This is a genomic window from Bradyrhizobium sp. JR3.5 (assembly GCF_054057015.1).
On record NZ_JBSRYV010000001.1, the window covers coordinates 2,463,785 to 2,481,554 of the forward strand.

20 protein-coding genes are annotated in these 17,770 nt (G+C 64.5%); 9 read left to right on the plus strand and 11 right to left on the minus strand.

Annotated features, from left to right (window positions below; all coding sequences use genetic code 11):
- Positions 1-7: 7 nt before the first annotated feature.
- Both ACVWW1_RS12365 and ACVWW1_RS12370 read right to left on the minus strand, forming a co-directional pair.
- Positions 8-883: an MBL fold metallo-hydrolase gene (locus ACVWW1_RS12365; RefSeq protein ID WP_456655957.1), complete on the minus strand. Its 876-nt coding sequence runs from the start codon at positions 881-883 to the stop codon at positions 8-10.
- Between the two features lie 126 nt (positions 884-1,009).
- Positions 1,010-1,306 (minus strand): HU family DNA-binding protein, encoded by a 297-nt coding sequence (locus ACVWW1_RS12370; RefSeq protein ID WP_092113589.1) that lies wholly within the window; start codon positions 1,304-1,306, stop codon positions 1,010-1,012.
- A gap of 298 nt (positions 1,307-1,604) precedes the next feature.
- Here ACVWW1_RS12370 and ACVWW1_RS12375 point away from each other — a divergent pair, with 298 nt between their 5' ends.
- Together ACVWW1_RS12375 and ACVWW1_RS12380 are read left to right on the plus strand one after the other, a co-directional pair.
- On the plus strand, positions 1,605-2,579 hold the full coding sequence (locus ACVWW1_RS12375; protein ID WP_456655958.1) for a glycerophosphodiester phosphodiesterase family protein: 975 nt from the start codon (positions 1,605-1,607) through the stop codon (positions 2,577-2,579).
- A gap of 79 nt (positions 2,580-2,658) precedes the next feature.
- Complete coding sequence (locus tag ACVWW1_RS12380) at positions 2,659-3,291, plus strand: DapH/DapD/GlmU-related protein (protein WP_456655959.1); 633 nt, start codon at positions 2,659-2,661, stop codon at positions 3,289-3,291.
- 1 nt (position 3,292) lies between these two features.
- On the opposite strand, the gene ACVWW1_RS12385 is transcribed toward ACVWW1_RS12380, so the two are convergent.
- Positions 3,293-4,915, minus strand: a complete 1,623-nt coding sequence (locus tag ACVWW1_RS12385; protein ID WP_092113584.1) for an ABC-F family ATP-binding cassette domain-containing protein — start codon at positions 4,913-4,915, stop codon at positions 3,293-3,295.
- 160 nt (positions 4,916-5,075) lie between these two features.
- Between ACVWW1_RS12385 and ACVWW1_RS12390 the strand changes: the two genes are divergently transcribed.
- Positions 5,076-5,519 carry a DMT family transporter gene (locus ACVWW1_RS12390; RefSeq protein ID WP_176531711.1) on the plus strand — a complete coding sequence of 148 codons (444 nt, stop codon included), beginning with the start codon at positions 5,076-5,078 and terminating at the stop codon, positions 5,517-5,519.
- Positions 5,520-5,538: 19 nt separating this feature from the next.
- Here the strand turns inward: ACVWW1_RS12390 and ACVWW1_RS12395 are convergent, their stop codons facing one another.
- Positions 5,539-6,243: a GrlR family regulatory protein gene (locus tag ACVWW1_RS12395; protein ID WP_456655960.1), complete on the minus strand. Its 705-nt coding sequence runs from the start codon at positions 6,241-6,243 to the stop codon at positions 5,539-5,541.
- A 282-nt stretch (positions 6,244-6,525) separates the two neighbouring features.
- On the opposite strand from ACVWW1_RS12395, the gene ACVWW1_RS12400 reads away from it, so the two are divergent.
- From ACVWW1_RS12400 to ACVWW1_RS12415, 4 genes are read left to right on the plus strand one after another with little or no spacing between them, the layout of a single operon-like run.
- Complete coding sequence (locus ACVWW1_RS12400) at positions 6,526-7,746, plus strand: hypothetical protein (RefSeq protein ID WP_456655961.1); 1,221 nt, start codon at positions 6,526-6,528, stop codon at positions 7,744-7,746.
- Between the two features lie 14 nt (positions 7,747-7,760).
- On the plus strand, positions 7,761-10,535 hold the full coding sequence (locus ACVWW1_RS12405; protein WP_456655962.1) for a xanthine dehydrogenase family protein molybdopterin-binding subunit: 2,775 nt from the start codon (positions 7,761-7,763) through the stop codon (positions 10,533-10,535).
- Entirely contained in the window at positions 10,532-11,056 is a 525-nt protein-coding gene (locus tag ACVWW1_RS12410; protein ID WP_456655963.1) for a (2Fe-2S)-binding protein, read from the plus strand. The genes ACVWW1_RS12405 and ACVWW1_RS12410 overlap by 4 nt, the downstream gene beginning before the upstream one ends.
- Positions 11,057-11,067: 11 nt before the next feature.
- The gene (locus ACVWW1_RS12415) at positions 11,068-11,685 is read left to right on the plus strand and encodes an Isoquinoline 1-oxidoreductase subunit (RefSeq protein ID WP_456655964.1); all 618 of its coding nucleotides are present in this window, start codon (positions 11,068-11,070) and stop codon (positions 11,683-11,685) included.
- A 10-nt stretch (positions 11,686-11,695) separates the two neighbouring features.
- Here ACVWW1_RS12415 and ACVWW1_RS12420 read toward each other — a convergent pair whose 3' ends face one another.
- The 5 genes from ACVWW1_RS12420 to ACVWW1_RS12440 all read right to left on the minus strand — a co-directional run bounded on the left by ACVWW1_RS12420 (position 11,696) and on the right by ACVWW1_RS12440 (position 15,407).
- A complete protein-coding gene (locus ACVWW1_RS12420) occupies positions 11,696-11,845 on the minus strand; it encodes a hypothetical protein (RefSeq protein WP_456655965.1) in 150 nt (49 codons plus the stop codon).
- A 55-nt stretch (positions 11,846-11,900) separates the two neighbouring features.
- Positions 11,901-12,719 (minus strand): tetratricopeptide repeat protein, encoded by an 819-nt coding sequence (locus ACVWW1_RS12425; protein WP_456655966.1) that lies wholly within the window; start codon positions 12,717-12,719, stop codon positions 11,901-11,903.
- A gap of 32 nt (positions 12,720-12,751) precedes the next feature.
- Entirely contained in the window at positions 12,752-13,438 is a 687-nt protein-coding gene (locus ACVWW1_RS12430; protein ID WP_456655967.1) for a substrate-binding domain-containing protein, read from the minus strand.
- A 5-nt stretch (positions 13,439-13,443) separates the two neighbouring features.
- Positions 13,444-14,148, minus strand: coding sequence for a GrlR family regulatory protein (locus ACVWW1_RS12435; RefSeq protein WP_456655968.1), 705 nt, complete (start codon positions 14,146-14,148; stop codon positions 13,444-13,446).
- 224 nt (positions 14,149-14,372) lie between these two features.
- Positions 14,373-15,407, minus strand: a complete 1,035-nt coding sequence (locus ACVWW1_RS12440; protein ID WP_207839084.1) for a glutamine synthetase beta-grasp domain-containing protein — start codon at positions 15,405-15,407, stop codon at positions 14,373-14,375.
- A 540-nt stretch (positions 15,408-15,947) separates the two neighbouring features.
- On the opposite strand from ACVWW1_RS12440, the gene ACVWW1_RS12445 reads away from it, so the two are divergent.
- Entirely contained in the window at positions 15,948-16,148 is a 201-nt protein-coding gene (locus ACVWW1_RS12445; RefSeq protein WP_207839081.1) for a DUF2735 domain-containing protein, read from the plus strand.
- 90 nt (positions 16,149-16,238) lie between these two features.
- Here the strand turns inward: ACVWW1_RS12445 and ACVWW1_RS12450 are convergent, their stop codons facing one another.
- On the minus strand, positions 16,239-16,550 hold the full coding sequence (locus ACVWW1_RS12450) for an MliC family protein (RefSeq protein ID WP_456655969.1): 312 nt from the start codon (positions 16,548-16,550) through the stop codon (positions 16,239-16,241).
- Between the two features lie 127 nt (positions 16,551-16,677).
- Between ACVWW1_RS12450 and ACVWW1_RS12455 the strand changes: the two genes are divergently transcribed.
- Positions 16,678-17,421 (plus strand): tyrosine-protein phosphatase, encoded by a 744-nt coding sequence (locus tag ACVWW1_RS12455; protein WP_207839061.1) that lies wholly within the window; start codon positions 16,678-16,680, stop codon positions 17,419-17,421.
- A gap of 100 nt (positions 17,422-17,521) precedes the next feature.
- Here ACVWW1_RS12455 and ACVWW1_RS12460 read toward each other — a convergent pair whose 3' ends face one another.
- The gene (locus ACVWW1_RS12460; RefSeq protein ID WP_038375209.1) at positions 17,522-17,728 is read right to left on the minus strand and encodes a hypothetical protein; all 207 of its coding nucleotides are present in this window, start codon (positions 17,726-17,728) and stop codon (positions 17,522-17,524) included.
- Positions 17,729-17,770 lie beyond the last annotated feature (42 nt).

Sequence of the window (17,770 nt, forward strand, 5' to 3'; positions counted from 1 at the left end):
GCGCCGCCTACTCGCGCTTGAAGCGATAGTCGAAGCGGTCGCCGTCCGCCTTGATCAGGCCGACCGTGGGAGCCGGAAAATGGATCGGCAGGATCAGCGTGTCGGTCCCGGCAACGGAGGCAAAGAACTTTCGCCGCGAGACCGCCGATTGCTTCGGATCCCAATCTGGCTTGGCCGACCACTCCGGCTCGCGGCACTGGATCGCGTGGTGCATCAGGTCGCCGGCAACCACGGCGCGCTGTCCCTTCGAGAAGATGTTGACGCAGCAATGGCAGGGCGAATGGCCGGGCGTCGGCGTCAGCGTGACGGTGTCGTCGAGCGCATAGTCGTCGTCGACCAGGAGCGCCTGCCCGGCTTCGACGATCGGCAGGCAATTGTCGCGAAACACCGTGCCGGGCGGATTGGCGCCCTTGGCGTTCTCGGCCTCCCAGGCGGCATACTCGCCCTTGTGGAAGACGTATTTCGCGTTCGGGAAGGTCGGCACCCAGCGGCCGTCGCGCAGCGTCGTGTTCCAGCCGGTGTGATCGATATGCAGATGGGTGCAGAACACGTAGTCGATCTGCTCATAGGAGATGCCGAGCGCGAACAGCTCGTTGCGCCAGCGCTCCTTGCCCGGGAAATCGAACGGCGGCGGATGGCCCTTGTCCTCGCCGGTGCAAGTGTCGACCAGGATGGTGTAGCGCGGCGTCCGCACCACAAAGGTCTGATAGGTGATCAACATCATGCCGCGCGCGGCGTCGAAGACCTCCGGCTCCATGGTCTTCAGGTGATGCTTGAACACATCGTCGTCATAGGTCGGGAAGAAATCCTGCGGCCGCCGCCACGGCCCCTCGCGCTCGATCACCGCGTCGATCGTGATGTCGCCGATCCTGATCTGCTTCATGCCGCTTCGCTCCCACTTTTCCGTGAAGCGTAGCGGGCGATGCTGATCCGGACAAGCCGGACACAGCGCGGCAGGCCATGCGCCGTTGCATTGCTTGCGCGCGTGGCTTGCCGCAAACCGTAGTCTTTAAACAGCGTCCTTGGCGACCTTGAGAGGTGACGCCTTGACCGACTTGCTGGCCGGCTTCGCTGCAAATTCCATCGGCTCTTTCGTGAAAGGATTTACACCGCTGCGCGCTTCCGTGGCAGGCTTATGCACGACAGACATTTTCACAAAGCCAGGAATGACGAACTCGCCGGATTCGTTCAGCTCCTTGTAGCCAACAGTTGCCATATGCTCGATGACGGTCCTCACGTCGTTCTTCGATATCTGCGTGCCCTCGGCAATCGCGTCGATCAATTGATTCTTCGTCATCTTGGCCATGCTGAAATCCTCTGAATTTGGGGGCGCGCGAGCTACGATGTAACTCTGTCCAGAATGTGGTAAAGCCACGCAGCGCGCTTCTTGTTCATGCCAACGGTCATGAAGCCACCGGGCTTAGAACCTATCGAGGCCTGAAACGCAAGCATGCGAATCGCAATACCTTCGATAGCGCAACAATCCGCAGTGTATATTTCTCGACCCGGTTAGCGCCTTGATTCCACGCGCGGACTTGCTCAGCCGCAAATCGACCAGAAACGCCTCCTACCCGGAGCGACCATCCAGCAGGGACACGAGTCGCTTGGGCAGGAAATTGAAATACGCGGCAGCGGCAATCGTTGCCGTCACCGCCGGCATCTACCTCAACAACAGCAGCCTTCTCGCAACCCGCGCCGGCGGCAAGCCGGTGCTGCTCGCCCATCGCGGCATCGCGCAACGCTTCGACGAACGCGACCTCAGGAACGACACCTGCACCGCGGCGCGCATGCAGCCGCCCACCCATGACTATCTCGAGAACACGATCCGCTCGATGCAGGCGAGCTTCGATCGCGGCGCCGATATCGTCGAGTTTGACGTCCATCCGACGACCGACGGCGAATTCGCGGTGTTTCACGACTGGACGGTCGATTGCCGGACCGACGGCCAGGGCGTCACCCGCGAACAGCCGATGGCACGGCTGAAGATGCTCGATATCGGCTATGGCTACACCGCCGATGGCGGCAAGACCTTTCCATTCCGCGGCAAGGGCATCGGGTTGATGCCATCGCTGGACGAGGTGCTCACGACCTTTCCGGATCGCCGGTTCCTGATCAACGTCAAGAGCCGCGATCCCTCCGAGGGCGAGAAGCTCGCGGCGGCCTTGAATCGGCTTCCCACCGAGCGACGCAAGCTGATCATGGTCTATGGCGGCGACGATCCGATCGAGGCGATCCGACGTCTTGCGCCGGGGACGCGGACGGTCTCGCGCGCAGCGATCAAGAGCTGCCTCGTTCGCTATCTCGGCTATGGCTGGACCGGCATCGTGCCGGATGCCTGCCGCAACGCCATCGTGCTGGTGCCGATCAACTACGCGCCGTGGCTATGGGGATGGCCGGACCGTTTCCTCAACCGCATGGCGGCGGCAAACAGCGTGGTGTTCGTGCTCGGCCCCTATCAGGGCGGCGAATTCTCGACCGGGGTCGACGATGCCGAGCTATTCCGGCGCCTGCCCGAGAACTATTCCGGCGGCATCTGGACCAACGAGATCGAGACCATCGCCCGCCTCACCGGCCGGTAGATCCGGCGTCTCCTGTCATCTCGCCGTAATAGAAATCGTGCGACTGAAGCCGCCGCTCGCCGGATCGAGGACAAACCTTATGACCGAACCGAAGCCTTCCCTCCCCAAGCTTGCCGAAACCGTCATCGAGCCGACAGTCAAGCTGCGGGAGGTCAAAGTCGGCCGTTGCTGCGAAGTCCTCGGCGACACCGCGATCGAATACACCGAACTCGGCGCCTACTCCTACCTCGGCAGCGGCTGCATCGTCGCCGACGCCCAGATCGGCCGGTTCTGCGCGATCGCGGCGCAAGTCCGGATCGGCGCGCCCAATCATCCGATCGAGCGTCCCTCGCAGCATCGTTTCACCTACTGCCCTGAATACTACTCGGCCTCTGCCGAGCGCGATCATGGCTTCTTCAGCGATCGGCGCGCCGACCGCGTCGTGATCGGAAACGACGTCTGGATCGGCCATGGCGTGATCGTGCTGCCCGGCGTCACCGTCGGAGACGGCGCGGTGCTCGCGGCCGGTGCAGTGGTCTCGCGCGATGTCGCGCCCTACACCATCGTTGGCGGCGTGCCGGCCCGGCCGATCAAGGAGCGGTTCAACCGCAAGATCGCGGCCGAGCTGTCGCGGATCGCCTGGTGGAACTGGCCACCCGAAACCATCTGGGAGCGGCTACCGGAATTCCAGTCCGGCGACGTCGAGGCGTTCTGCGCACGGTGGAAAACGTGAGCTAACTCCGCAACCCCGGCGCTTCCTGTCCGGTGCGCGCGACGTATTCGGTGTAGCCGCCGCCATATTGGTGGATGCCGTCCGGCGTCAGCTCCAGCACGCGGTTGGAAAGCGCGGCGAGGAAATGCCGGTCGTGGGAGACGAACAGCATGGTGCCCTCGAACTCGGAGAGCGCTGATATCAGCATCTCCTTGGTGGCGAGATCGAGGTGGTTGGTCGGCTCGTCCAGCACCAGGAAGTTCGGCGGATCGAACAGCATCTTGGCCATGACGAGCCGGGCCTTCTCGCCGCCCGAGAGCACCCGGCACTTCTTCTCGACGTCGTCACCCGAGAAGCCGAAGCAGCCGGCGAGCGCGCGCAACGAGCCCTGCCCGGCTTGCGGAAATGCGTCCTCCAGCGACTGGAACACGGTGCGCTCGCCGTCGAGCAGGTCCATCGCGTGCTGGGCGAAATAGCCCATCTTGACGCTGCCGCCGACCGCGACCGCGCCGTCGTCGGGCTCGGTTGAACCGGCAACCAGCTTCAGCAGCGTCGACTTGCCGGCGCCGTTGATGCCCATCACGCACCAGCGCTCCCGGCGGCGGATCATGAAGTCGAGCCCGTCATAGATGCGCTTGCTGCCATAGGCCTTGTGGACATTCTTCAGGCTGACGACATCCTCGCCCGAACGCGGCGCCGGCTGGAATTCGAACGCCACGGTCTGCCGCCGTCGCGGCGGCTCGACCCGCTCGATCTTGTCGAGCTTCTTGACCCGGCTTTGCACTTGAGCTGCGTGCGAGGCGCGCGCCTTGAAACGCTCGATGAACTTGATCTCCTTGGCAAGCATCGCCTGCTGCCGCTCGAACTGCGCCTGCTGCTGCTTGTCGGAGAGCGCGCGCTGCTGTTCGTAGAACTCGTAATTGCCGGAATAGGTGGTGAGCTGGCCGCCGTCGATCTCGACCACCTTGTTGATGATGCGGTTGATGAACTCGCGGTCATGCGAGGTCATCAGCAGCGCGCCCTCATAGCCCTTCAGGAACTGCTCCAGCCAGATCAGGCTTTCCAGATCGAGATGGTTGCTCGGCTCGTCGAGCAGCATGACGTCGGGACGCATCAGAAGAATACGCGCCAGCGCGACGCGCATCTTCCAGCCGCCGGAGAGTTTGCCGACGTCGCCGTCCATCATCTCCTGGCTGAAGCCGAGACCGGACAGCGCCTCGCGCGCGCGGCCGTCGAGCGCGTAGCCGTCGAGCTCCTCGAACTGGTGCTGCACCTCGCCATAGCGCGCGATAATGTCGTCCATCTCATCGGCCTTGTCGGGGTCGGCCATCGCGGCCTCCAGTTCCCGAAGCTCGGCTGCCACCACGCTGACGGGTCCCGCCCCATCCATCACCTCGGCGACTGCGCTGCGGCCGGACATTTCGCCGACATCCTGGCTGAAATAGCCGATCGAGATGCCGCGATCGAGCGAGACCTGGCCTTCATCGGGGATTTCCCGGCCCGAGATCATCCGGAACAGCGTGGTCTTGCCGGCGCCGTTCGGGCCGACAAGGCCGATCTTCTCGCCCTTCTGGAGCGCCGCGGAGGCTTCGATGAAGAGGATCTGGTGGCCGACTTGCTTGGAGACGTTATCGAGGCGGATCATGCTCTCATACTGGGAATTGAGGGTTTGCGGCCTCTTATTCGATCTGGGACGTGGGTGGAAGCCCAATCCTTAGGGTTTCGCGCCGTGCTTTACGCATGCCACGAACGTTGCCGATCGAATATAACATGAAATATTTCAGCGACCGGTTTTGGGGCGTCACATGCAAGTCTGGTTTCTCTATCTGCTCGCGCTCGGCGCCGGCATCGCCGTGGCTGTTCAACAGGTCCTGAACGGCAACCTCCGGTCCGCCCTGAACTCGCCGGCCTGGGCCGGGCTCGTCAGCTATCTCGGCGGTTTCGTGACGATGGCGGTCGTACTGGTCGCGACACGAGAGCCGGTGCCGTCGTGGAAACTGGTATCGGCTGTGCCGTGGTGGGCCTGGAGCGGCGGCATCCTCGGCGGCGTTTTCATCCTGCTGATGATCCTGCTGCTGCCGTCGCTCGGCGCCGCGGCCTTGCTGGCGCTGGTGGTCGCGGGTCAAATGACCGCAGGCATCGCGATGGACCATTTTGGCGTATTCGGGCTGGCGCAGCATCCCGTGTCGATTTCACGACTGGCCGGCATCGCGCTGATCATCGGCGGCGTGCTTCTGATCAAGGATTGAGGAAACGGCCGCGCTTGAACTACGCACGGCGCATCAGCCGCAAGATGGCCGAGAGGCGAAGGCTGCGCTTGCCGGCGAGAGCGATGCCTTCAAGCTCGACGCCGTCCTCGGCGCAGGTCCCGGCGAAACCGATGCCGACCTCGTAGCCGCCGAACACCGGGTACTCGCCCTTCGCCGGCGTGTGTTCCTGGTTGACGATCTCGCCTCTCCAGCGTCCGTCCGCGGACGAATACGAGCCGAGATAGTAGAAGAACGCATCGCCGCCGAGGATGCGGCCGTCCATCACCAGCATCACCCCGGTGAGGCCGGCATCGACGCCGTCGAGCGCGAGGAGATGAATGGAATAGAGCCCGTTCACGATGCCACCTGGCCCGACCTCCCCGCGCGGCGGTAAGGCCTCATCGTCGAGCGGCGCCAAATTCGCCCAAAACACGCCGTCCGGCATCGCGTCCGCCCGGCCCTCGAGCAGGATGGTCGAGCCTTCGGTTCGGCCGCGCACCTTGATGACGGCGACGTCGGCGCCCATCAGCGGCTTGAAGCTGGGATCGTCATTGTGACGCGCGGTGATCACGTCGCCGACGATCTCTCCGTTCGTCACCTGATAGGTACCGAGATGGGCGAAGCCTGAATTGCCGCCCATCATGTTGCCGTCGTGCAAGCACATGATGCTGCGGCCGAATGCGCCGTTGATGCCGTACTCGACCTTGTAAAGTCCGTTGAGCACGCAAAAATCCAATAAAAAATTGATTCTGTTCGCGAGATAGCACCGGGCCGAAGCCCGCACCATTGGGTGTTTTGGCGCAGGGCAAGCCCCGCAATGTCCGGGTGTGGACAGCAGGTGATTCGTCGCTTAGCTGTAGGCACCGCCCGCGTCGTGCTGCGTCACGCGGGGTACTCTCACTTCTCTACTCTCCGGTTCATTGCGTCCAAGCATTTGCGCATCCCGCCAAAGGTCGCGTGGCGACATCCGGCCGCGACGTTGGCGCGAGGCTTCGAGGAGCATCAGATGATCAATCGCTTTCGCCTGGCCGCTGCGCTGGCATTGTTGCTCGGCAGCGGTGGCGCGGCGCTGGCCCAGTCGCTGCCCGACTACATGGCGCCGATTTCGGGCAAGACCACCTCCACGCCGGCCGATATCGCGACCAAGGACGTGCTCGCACTCAACACCGGCATGTTCGAGCTCTATGGCGATGCGGCACGGATCTTCCAGAAGAACATCCTCGACAAGCATCCGGTGATCCTCGGCCTGTTCTCCGGCGCCGGCGGCCGCCTGATCCTGTACCGGCCCGGCAAGCCGCCGACCGAAGCGCCGCAGGTGCCGGTCGTCTATCAGCTGCTCAAATCGGTCGGCCACAGCACGATGGCGCTGGCCGAGGTGGTCGGCCCCTATGTCGACAATCCCGACGACAAGGCGTGGCGCGGCTCGATGCTGGCCTATCGCAGCCGGATGCAGTCGGCGCTCGACGGGCTCGATGCCACGCCAATGCAGGCGGACTGGCGCGACAACAACCGCGCCATCCTCAAGAACAACATCGCCTTCATGGATGAATGCCTCACCGCCGGCGCGATCCCCTTCGCGACGCTCGAAGCATTCGGCAAGAAGCAGGCGCCGCTGCTCGCCAGGAACGTCGCCTGGGCCGCGCAGACCCAGGTCGCGCACTGGATGACCGTCATGGCCGACTGGAAGACCCAGCTCGGCGCCGACTGGGACAAGACCTATGGCGCGAGCAACACGATCTACGTCGCGCGGCAGAACAACGTGATCTTCAGCGTGCTGGCGCAGTTCTTCGGGCCTGACGCCATCAACAGCCGCCTGATGCTGATCGAGACGATCTCCTTCACCACCACGCCGTCGGACATGCTGGAGTCGCTGACCCGGATCATCGCCGACCGCTCCGTGGGCGCGCTGTTCTTCGGCAGCTACCATTTGATGGACTACGAACTGAATGGGGGGCGATGCGCGCGAGGCGATCATCGCCGAGACCAAGAAGCGCGGCATAACGACCTTCCTGCCGCCGCTGGTGCCGTTCGGTTCCAAGCAATGGCCGACCCTGATCACCCCGGGTCCGGGACCGGCCACCATCGCCGACCTCAAGTGAGGCCAGATCTACAAGTGAGAAGGCTACGACCTATTGCGGCATTGCGATCGCGCTCGCTTTGCCGCAACACTGCAGCGTGTATTTTTTCAGTTCATAAACTGCGGCGCGATACGCCGCCGAAGCGTTGATGAGAGATCAGACCATGCAGCCCTCGCGACGCGACTTCGTGAAGTGGTTGTCGGCAGGCGGCATCTCGGTCAGCCTGTCGCATCTGGCGCTTGCGAAGGAACCGGCCTTCGCAAGTCGCGAGACGCTTCCCGGGCGCGGCCATTTCAATCCGGCGGCCAAGGGCGCCGGCCGCGTCGACGGGGTGGCCAAGGTCACCGGCGCGAAGCTTTACGCCTCCGACTTTCGCGCCGCCGACATGCCGGGCTGGCCTGCGACCACCTCGCACGCCATCCTGGTCCGCGCCAACGACGCCACGCATGTCTATGCCGGCATGGACCTCGCCCGGCTCGATGGTCCGGCGAAGCCCTCGGTCGTCGTGACGTCGGCCGATCTCGACCGGATCGGCACGCGGGTACCGGAGTTCTACACCGGCGATCTGTTCTGCCCGGTCGGCACGACCCCGCTCTATCTCGGGCAGCCGGTCGCGCTGCTGATCTTCGAGCAGTTCGACGCCTTCGACCGGGCACGCCTCGCGCTGCGCGATGTCGGCTTCGTCAAGTTCGGCGACGAGACCGGCCCGGTCATCCTTCCGAACTACGGTGCCTATCGCTTCACACGCGTCGCCGGCGCCACGCCTGAGGCGCCCGACGTCTATTCGCCGATCCAGGCCGGCTGGGTTTCGCCGAGCCGCATCCAGAACGCGGCGCTGCCGGTCTGGCTGCCGCTCGCCAAGGAGACCAAGGCCGATTACGCCAAGGCCGCAATCCATGGCGAAGCGATCCGCTCCCAGCTCGGCAAGGACGATCCGTCACAGCTCGTGCTCGACCGCGAGTTCGAGACCCAGTCGGTCGATCCGATGTTCCTCGAGCCGGAGAGCGGGCTCGCCTGGTACAGCGACAACAGCGGCAATCTCGAACTGGTGCTCGGCGTGCAGTCGCCCTATGAGGCGACCGAGTCGATCGCCTTCATGCTCGACAAGGCCCGCCCGCCCTTCCGCCCCTCACATATCAACGCGCAGTTCGCCCATGTCGGCGGCGGCTTCGGCGGCCGCGACCACACCCCGTTCGTGCTTTACGTGGCGCTGGCGGCGATGTTCTTCCCGGGACGGCCGGTGCGGCTGGCGCACGACCGCTACCAGCAATTCCAGGGCGGCATCAAACGCCACCCCATCAAGATGCGCTCGCGGATCGGCATCGATCGCAAGAGCGGCAAGATCACGGCATTCGCCGCCGATCATGTGCTCGACGGCGGCGGGCTCGCCAACTTCTCCGCCAACGTCGCGACCGTCGCCGCCACCGCGGCGATCGGCATCTACGACGTCCCGAAGGTCGACGTCACCACCGTGGCGCTGCATTCGCGTGGCGTCACCGCGGGCTCGATGCGCGGCTACGGCACGCTACAGACCATGACCGCGCTGGAGGTGCTGATCGACGAGGCGGCGAGCGAGCTCAAGGTCGATCCGATCGCGTTCCGCCGCAACAATGCGCTGAAGCAGAACGGCCGGACCATGACCGGCAATCCCTACATCGTGTCGGTGCGCACACCCGACATCCTCGACAAGCTCGAAAAGCATCCGATCTGGCAGCAGCGCGCCGCGTTCAAGCAGAAGGCATCGGAGGGACAGCTGGTCGGCACCGGCGTCGCATGCGTCACCAAGGATTATGGCGCGGGCGCGGATTGCTCGCTCGGCCGGGTCGAGATCGATCCCGAGGGACGGATCGCGATCTTCTGCGATCACGTCGAGATGGGCAACGGCATCGGCACCGCGCTTGCGAACCGCGTTGCCGGCCATCTCGGCGCCATCGCCGACGAGGTCGCGGTCTCCCGGGTCGACAGTTACGAGGTGCTCGGGCTCGTCACGTCGGGCGATCCCTACACGATGGATCAGAAGACCCAGGATCTCGTCGAGAAAAATCCGCGCTGGGTGCCCGCGATCAGCTCGGCGACGAGTGCGTCGATCGGCGCCCATGTCGGCACGCACTCCTCGGCCGAGGCCGCCCGCGTCATCTTCCGTTTCGGCCTGTGGCCGGCCGCGCTCGAGCTCTGGCACATCGGCAAGGCCGATCCCCGCGCCCGGCAATGGGACAGGGCGCGCTGGAACGACGGCCAGCTCGTGCTCGACGATCTCGCGCCGCTGCCGCTGCCAATGCTTGCCGCGACCGCGCATGCGCGCGGCTTCGTCACCGGCGCGGTGGCGCACAGCTTCTCGCGCTGGGCCTGGTCGCGTGCACGCTTCCCGCTGTTCGGCGAGCAATACCGCGCCGAGATCGACGCACTGGCGATCCGGCGCGGCCGCGGCCGGTTCAAGCGGATCGATCGCGTCAGCGTGAAATTCCCGCCGACCGACAACAACCGGATCGGCACCGCCTACACCTCGATGTGCGGCACGCTGGTCCGTGTCGAGATCGAGCGCGCGACCGGCATCCTGCGCATCGCCAAGGCCTACAGCGTGTTCGAATGCGGCCAGGCGCTGGTGCCCGAGGTGGTGCTCGGCCAGTCGCATGGCGGTTTTGCCATGGGCGTCGGCTACGCGCTGCTCGAAACCCTGCCGCCGTTCGAAGGCGGGCCCGGCAACGGGCAGTGGAATCTCGGCCAATACCTGATCGCGCGCGGCTCCGACCTGCCGCTGCACGATCTCGAGATCGAGATGCTGCCGCCATTGACGCCGGACGAACCGCCGAAGGGCATGGCCGAGGTGGTGATGATCCCGATCGTGCCGGCGCTACTCAACGCCATCAACGATGCCACCGGCCACCGCTTCCGCTCGTTGCCGGTGACAACAAGCCTGCTCAAGGGAGCGCTTGCGTGACGACGCTTAACCTCACCATCAACGGCCGGAAGCACGGCCCGATCGAGATCCGCGACGACCTCTCGATGAACGATTTCCTTCGGGAAATGCTCGGCATGACCGGTACCAAGTTCGGCTGCGGCGCCGCGCAATGCCTGAGCTGCGCGGTCATCATCGATAACCCCGACGGCACGAGCTACACCAGCCCGACCTGCGTGGTGCCGGCAGCCAATTTCGATGGCATGGCGATCCGCACCGTCGAGGGCCACGCCAAGAACGGCGAGCTCTCCGCGTTGCAGCGCGCCTTCATCGACCACTTTGCGTTCCAGTGCGGCTATTGCACGGCCGGCTTCCTCAACGAGGGCCAGGTGCTGCTCGAACGGTTGGCGAAGACGCCGGTCGCGCGGGACCAGCTCAAGACAATCATCGCGGAAGCGCTCGACGGCCATCTGTGCCGCTGCACCGGCTACATCAAATATCATCAGGCGGTACGCGATGTGATCCTCGCCGATTCCAAACGCTATCTGACCGCCAACAAGTGAGCCCTCGCGCGATGACATCGGAAACGCGGTTTCGGATCATTGCAGTGCTGACGGCACTCGCGACCAGCCTGTGCGCCGGCTATGCGGCGTCGGAGAGCGCGAGCCACGCCCTCGCCTCGCCGGAAAGCTTTGCCGGGATCGAGAATGTCGAACAGCGCTCTGCGGCGATCTTCACCGAGCTCGGCAAGGTGCTGACCCATCCGCGCTGCACCAATTGCCATCCCGCCGGCGACAGCCCGCGGCAGGGCGACATCAGCCGCATGCACCAGCCCCCGGTCACGCGCGGTGCCGATGGCCACGGCACCAACGCCATGCGCTGCTCGATCTGCCACCAACACGCCAATTTCGATCCGGGGCGGGTGCCGGGTCACCCGGAATGGCACCTCGCGCCGCGCGAGATGGCCTGGGCCGGCAAGACCATCGGCGAAATCTGCGCCCAAATCCGCGACCCCGCGCGCAATGGCGGCCGCAAGATCGAGGATCTGATCGAGCATATCGGCAAGGACACGCTGGTCGGCTGGGCCTGGCATCCCGGCTTCGGCCGCTCGCCGGCACCCGGCACGCAAGCAGAGGCCGGTGCCTTGGTCGAGGCCTGGGTCAAGACTGGCGCGGCGTGCCCGGCGCTCTAGCCGCACACGCTTAGCGGCGCTTGAAGTACTGCACGTCGCGCTCGTGCCTTTCCGCCGCCGCGCGTGACTTGAAGGTACCGAGATTGCGGCGCTTGCCGGTCTTCGGATTGACCTTGCGGGAATACAGCCGGTACTCGCCGGAACGCAGCTTGCGGATCATGACATCGCCTCACCAATGCCTGTAGCATGTCAACGACATGCGACCGCGAGCGTTCCTAGAAGCAGAGATTGGTCACCGCATTGCCGCGCTTGTCCTTGATCACGTAGGGACAGCGCGCCCGTTCCAGCGCCTTCTTGGCATCCTCATCGCCGAGCGCTGCCGCCCGTTCGTAGTAGGCTTTTGCCGCGTCGCTATCCTTCGGCCCGCCGCGGCCGGCCTGTGCAAACGCGCCCATTCGCTCCAGCGCCCCCGGATGGTTCTGCGCGGCGGCTTTTTCGAACAGCGCCCGCGCGCCGGCATCGTCCTGCGCGCCGCCCTTGCCTTCCGCCAGCATCATGCCGAGCTGGTATTGCGCCTCCGCATTGGTCTCGGCAGATTTTGCCAGCAATTCGCGCGCGCGCGCCGGGTCGGATGCGATGCTGCCGCCGAGGGCAGCGAGATTGCTGACGCCGCGCGCGTTGCCGGCCTGCGCCGCGCGCTCGAACAGTTTGCGCGCCTGCGCCTCGTCCCTGGCAACGCCGGTGCCATTGCCGTAGAGCACGCCGAGCTCGACCATCGCCGACGTCGAGCCCTTGTCGGCCGCCTTGCGCCAGGCCGACATTGCTTCCGCGGTCTGCCGGTTGGCGGCATAGGCACGGCCGAGCTCGTACATCGCGCGGCGCGACGATTTTGCCGCCACCGCGCAATACTTGATCGCGGTCGCGATATCCGCCGGCGCGATTTCGGGCACGCCCTTCACGTCAGCCGGCTTGTCGGGATCGGTGGGATCGGCGGCAAGCCGGTCGCACAGCACGAGGTCGGCCGATTGCGCGTGGGCCAGCACAGGCGCGGCCAGCGCCACGGTAAGGACGATTGCATGGAGTGTTCTGAACATGACCGGCAGGTTGCGTCGCGGTGCGGGCAAATTCAAGGCTCGAGCCCGGTCTCGCGCAGCACCGGTGCGACATCGGCCGACGCTAGGTAACGCAGCAGATGATCGGCGGCCGCTGCGCGCTTTGAGGCGACCATGCGGCCCGCGGAAAACACCGCCGGCGTCTGCAAGCCCAGGGGAATTGGCCCCACGATTTCGATGGCATCGATCTGCTTCAACTCGCTGATCTGCTGGATCGCAAGCTCAGCTTCGCCCGTGACGAGCCTTTCCGCGGTGAAGCCCACCGGAATGATCACCGCACGGGCGTTGATCGCCTCCGCAATGCCGAGACGCACGATCAGCTGCGCGAACAGGATGCCGCTGGCGCCGAGCCGCGAATAGGCCACCGCCCGCGCGCCGAGCAGCGTCGCACGCAATGCGGCTTCGGTCGCGATGTCGGGATGCGCAGCGCCCGCCCTCACGGCGACGCCGACATAGGAGCGCGCGAGATCGGCAACGCTTTCCCGCGCAACGCGGCCCTCGCCGGTCATCTGGTCGAGGCCCTCGCGGGTCAGGATCACCAGGTCGGCGGCCTCGCCGCCGCGCAGGCGTTCGAGCAGCGCCAGCGTCGGCGCGAAATCGGCATCGATCCGCGCGCCGCTCGCCGCCTGGTAAGCTGCGGCAAGGCGCGCGACCGCACCCTTCAGCGCCAGCGTCGAGAGCACGCGAACCGAATTGTCCATCCCGCTTACGCCCGCCGCATCAGCTTGAGCGCGGCCTTGAGGCGAAGGCTGCGCTTGCCGGCGAGCGCGGTTGCTTCGAGAACGGCGCCTTCCGCGTCACAGGTACCGGCAAAGCCGATGCCGACCTCATGGCCGCCGAAGACCGGGTTCTCACCCATCGCCGAGGTGTGCTCCTGATTGAGGATCTGCCCCTTCCAGCGGCCCTTCTCGGAGGTGTAGGTGCCGAGGTAGTAGAAGAACGCATCGCCGCCAAGGATGCGGCCGTTGTTCAGCAGCATCACTCCGGTAAGGCTGCCGTCGACACCGTCGAGCAGCTGGATGTGGATCGAATAGAGCCCGTTGATGATGCCGCCCTCGCCGACGCTGCCTGCGATCGGGACTTCATCCCCGGTGATCGGCGTCATCACCGACTGGAACGGCACGCCGGGTAATTCCTTCAGCTCACCCTTGAAACGATAGAGCTCGCCGTCGGACCCGCCCTTGGCGATGAGCGTCGCGTCATCGGTGCCCGCCATCGCACGGTAGTTCGGATCGGGGTTGTGGCGGACGGTCTGGATCTCGACCGCGACCTCGTCGCCGGCCTTCTCGTAGGTGCCGATATGGGCGAAGGCCGAGTTGCCGCCGAGCATCTTGCCGTCGCCGACATACATCACGCTGCGGCCGACGGCGCCGCCCAGCTCGAACCGGACCTTGTAAAACCCTTCAAACAAGCGCCGTGTCCCCGGCAGCCAAGATACAACCGCTGTCTAGCGCGGTTCATAACGCAGCGAAACCGCTTTCGGCGGCAAGCCCGCCGCAAAGACTGTCATTAAAAAGCAGAGGTCCGCCAAGGCAGTCGCCCTGGCGGACCCGATAGCGGTACCGGATGGCTCCATCCGGGTCCGACAGCTGCTAGGTCGCGGCCATTAAGCCGCAGCCATTAAGCAGCAGCCATTTACGCCGCAGCCTTGGCCCCGGTCGGCACCTCGGAGATCGTCTTCAGGATCTGCGAAGCGATCTGGTAGGGGTCGCCTTGCGAGTTCGGACGGCGGTCTTCCAGATAGCCCTTGTAGCCGTTGTTGACGAAGGAGTGCGGCACGCGGATCGACGCACCACGGTCAGCCACGCCATAGCTGAACTTGTTCCACGGCGCGGTCTCGTGCTTGCCGGTCAGACGCTTGTCGTTGTCCGGGCCGTAGACGGCGATGTGGTCCATCAGGTTCTTGTCGAAGGCCTTCATCAGGCTCTCGAAGTACTCCTTGCCGCCGACTTCGCGCATGTACTTGGTCGAGAAGTTGGCGTGCATGCCCGAGCCGTTCCAGTCGGTGTCGCCGAGCGGCTTGCAATGGAACTCGATATCGATGCCGTAGCTCTCGGTAAGGCGCAGCATCAGATAGCGGGCCATCCACATCTGGTCAGCGGCGGTCTTGGAGCCCTTGCCGAAGATCTGGAATTCCCACTGGCCCTTCGCCACTTCGGCGTTGATGCCTTCGTGGTTGATGCCGGCGGCGAGGCAGAGATTGAGATGCTCTTCGACGATCTTGCGGGCGACGCTGCCGACGTTCTTGTAGCCGACGCCGGTGTAGTACGGGCCCTGCGGCGCCGGATAACCCTCTTCCGGGAAGCCGAGCGGACGGCCGTCCTTATAGAAGAAGTATTCCTGCTCGAAGCCGAACCAGGCGCCTTCGTCATCCAGAATGGTGGCGCGCTTGTTCGAGACATGCGGCGTCTTGCCGTCGGGCATCATGACTTCGCACATCACCAGCACGCCGTTCTCGCGCGCCGCGTCGGGGTAGCAGGCGACCGGCTTCAGCACGCAGTCAGAGCTGTGGCCTTCAGCCTGCTGGGTGGACGAACCGTCAAAGCCCCACAGCGGGAGCTGTTCGAGGGTCGGGAACGACGCGAATTCCTTGATCTGCGTCTTACCGCGCAGGCTCGGCGTCGGCGTATATCCGTCGAGCCAGATATACTCGAGCTTGTACTTGGTCATTGAACCTCTCTGTTGATGATGCAAAACCGTGAGGAACCGAAAGCCAGTCGGCCGCCGCACGCGTACCCGGCCACCATCGGCCGGCTCTTACTAAGCAATTAAAATGCCAGTCGCTGCACTGCGGCACCCGCCAGGCCCGCGGATGTCCACAGCGGACATCGCATTTTTAGCTGCGACAAAGCAGCGCAGCTGGCATGCGTCGTGGTCAGCCAAAATCTTCTCTCAGCGCCCTCCGCCGCTCGTTTCTGCAGCAAATTCAGCTACCGCGTCCGCCGCCGATTAATGCGGCGGCAGCGCCATGTGACAGTTCGTGTCCAACCATCGGGCGCCGAGCAACCATCGGCTCGGCCCAAGCGTTGGTCAGCTGCATCCTGCCTCGCAGGATGCAAACCGGGATTTGCACACGAATTAGACAGATAATGACTGTTTCTTGGTCAACTTGCACCCTGCCGGACCCGGGCCATATCAAAACGACGGTAACGACACGCGAATGAGTCGGGCGCACCATGGAGGCTCGCTCCGGCCATAGGAGATTTTGACATGATTACGACGGGCCAAAATCAGGGATCGGCAACGATCTATCAATTCCCGGCTGGGGGTCGCGCGGCTCTCGGCGGACGCCGTTACGGCGAGATGCGGACGGCGCGCGAGCTTACCGCTGAGGTCGCGACCTCCGCCTGCAGCGAGAGCTGGTACCATCAGGCGGCCATCGACGATGCCAAACCGAGCCGCGATCACTGATGTCGATCAGGCAGAGAGGCGTGGCGCAAAAACGTCAGACAGCAACAGAGCAGTAAGAGAGGGGCGGAACGAAGCGTTTCGGCCCTTTTTTCATGCCAGCTCGCAGGCCGTCACCGGCCGCTTCGCGTGCCGGAGCCTGGTCAATCCGGCCCGGGTGATCTCAAGCGTGACACCGCTGCCTCTGTAGCGCGCGCCCGTCAGCGACAGACGCTTCGTCAATGTCACCGCCTTGCCGTCGAGTTGCAGATGCGCGCGGGTGTCCCCGTTGAAGAAGGCGGCAATGAACTGCGTACCGTCGGCACAGTGATAATTCCGGAAGGCGGACTGCGCCGACGCTGCCGAGGAACCAAAAATCTCGAAAAGAATTGCGCCGACAAGAATGGCGCCTCCGCGATAAGTCATATTCTCCCCCCGAGAGGCCGGTTATAGACCTGTCTGCGCCCATACTCCTGCGCCAGGATTTCTCTGCCAGGATTTGTCTGCCAGGATTCCTGCGCCAAGACCTCATCAGCTGCAACAGGTCCGCCCGATGTCAGAAGCCCCTGCCCGTCACCTCAACCTCGCCGGCGCCAGCAATTTTCGCGACCTGGGCGGCTACCAGACGCGTGATGGCCGGACGGTGCGCTGGCGGCAGATCTTCCGCTCCAACCATCTTGCGCATCTCACCGAGCAGGACGTCGCAGTGGTGCGCTCGCTCGGGGTCAAGAGCGCATTCGATTTCCGCGGCGTCGCCGAGCGCGCCGAGGCGCTGTGCGGTATGAGCGACGTGACCGTGCATTCGCTTCCGGTCGAGCCGACGGTGGTTGCCTCGCTGCGAGCGATCGCCAGCACCCGTCAGCTATCGGAAGCCGATGCGATCGATGTGATGCGGGATTCCTACCGCGGCTATGTGCAGGACAACACGCCGCGCTATCGCACGCTGTTTGCCCATCTGCTCGAGGACCGTGCCCCGCTGGTGATCCACTGCACCGCCGGCAAGGATCGCACCGGCTTTGCCTGCGCGCTGATCCTGCACGCGCTCGGCGTGTCCGATCAGGTGATCGCGGACGACTATCTCCTGACCAACCAGTTCTACAAGCGCGACCCGGCCCACAGCACCGAGCTGCCCGATGACGTCAAGCAGGTGCTCGGCACCGTACGCGCGGCGTTTCTCGAGGCGGCGTTCGAGGCGATCGATGCCGACTATGGCGGCCTCGACGGCTATTTCCGCGAAGGCCTCGGGCTCGGCCAGGCCGAGCGCAAGGCGCTTGAAGGCCGCTATCTGCAGGCCTGATCAATTTACGCGAGAGCGTTTTCGTGTGAAGCCTGTCCCGCACGTGATGCGGGATGGACACCGGTTCGCGTGATGAAAACGCGGCCAAACTGAAAAAAGCTCAGGCCGCCGCGGCCTCGAGCTCGAGCTCCGCATCGAGGTCGGCAATCACATCCTCGAACGCCGAGATCGCCTGCTGAATCGCTGCGATCTGCATCAGCTCCCAGCTGCCCACTGGTCCGTTGCGGTTTTGCAGCGCCACCACGAGATCGCGCCGCTGCTCCTTAAGCTGAACGAGCGGTAAACCGTGATCCGGAAGATTTCCCATTCGCATAACCCCTACCTTGGCTAGAGTTCCGCTTCTAAGCAA

Coding starts and splice junctions, on each gene's coding strand:
- ACVWW1_RS12455 (WP_207839061.1), top strand. CDS start 16,678: ATGTCAGAAGCCCCTGCCCGTCACCTCAACCTCGCCGGCGCCAGCAAT.
- ACVWW1_RS12460 (WP_038375209.1), bottom strand. CDS start 17,728: ATGGGAAATCTTCCGGATCACGGTTTACCGCTCGTTCAGCTTAAGGAG.
- ACVWW1_RS12450 (WP_456655969.1), bottom strand. CDS start 16,550: ATGACTTATCGCGGAGGCGCCATTCTTGTCGGCGCAATTCTTTTCGAG.
- ACVWW1_RS12385 (WP_092113584.1), bottom strand. CDS start 4,915: ATGATCCGCCTCGATAACGTCTCCAAGCAAGTCGGCCACCAGATCCTC.
- ACVWW1_RS12365 (WP_456655957.1), bottom strand. CDS start 883: ATGAAGCAGATCAGGATCGGCGACATCACGATCGACGCGGTGATCGAG.
- ACVWW1_RS12440 (WP_207839084.1), bottom strand. CDS start 15,407: ATGACCAAGTACAAGCTCGAGTATATCTGGCTCGACGGATATACGCCG.
- ACVWW1_RS12370 (WP_092113589.1), bottom strand. CDS start 1,306: ATGGCCAAGATGACGAAGAATCAATTGATCGACGCGATTGCCGAGGGC.
- ACVWW1_RS12415 (WP_456655964.1), top strand. CDS start 11,068: ATGACATCGGAAACGCGGTTTCGGATCATTGCAGTGCTGACGGCACTC.
- ACVWW1_RS12405 (WP_456655962.1), top strand. CDS start 7,761: ATGCAGCCCTCGCGACGCGACTTCGTGAAGTGGTTGTCGGCAGGCGGC.
- ACVWW1_RS12425 (WP_456655966.1), bottom strand. CDS start 12,719: ATGTTCAGAACACTCCATGCAATCGTCCTTACCGTGGCGCTGGCCGCG.
- ACVWW1_RS12400 (WP_456655961.1), top strand. CDS start 6,526: ATGATCAATCGCTTTCGCCTGGCCGCTGCGCTGGCATTGTTGCTCGGC.
- ACVWW1_RS12390 (WP_176531711.1), top strand. CDS start 5,076: ATGCAAGTCTGGTTTCTCTATCTGCTCGCGCTCGGCGCCGGCATCGCC.
- ACVWW1_RS12445 (WP_207839081.1), top strand. CDS start 15,948: ATGATTACGACGGGCCAAAATCAGGGATCGGCAACGATCTATCAATTC.
- ACVWW1_RS12430 (WP_456655967.1), bottom strand. CDS start 13,438: ATGGACAATTCGGTTCGCGTGCTCTCGACGCTGGCGCTGAAGGGTGCG.
- ACVWW1_RS12420 (WP_456655965.1), bottom strand. CDS start 11,845: ATGATCCGCAAGCTGCGTTCCGGCGAGTACCGGCTGTATTCCCGCAAG.
- ACVWW1_RS12380 (WP_456655959.1), top strand. CDS start 2,659: ATGACCGAACCGAAGCCTTCCCTCCCCAAGCTTGCCGAAACCGTCATC.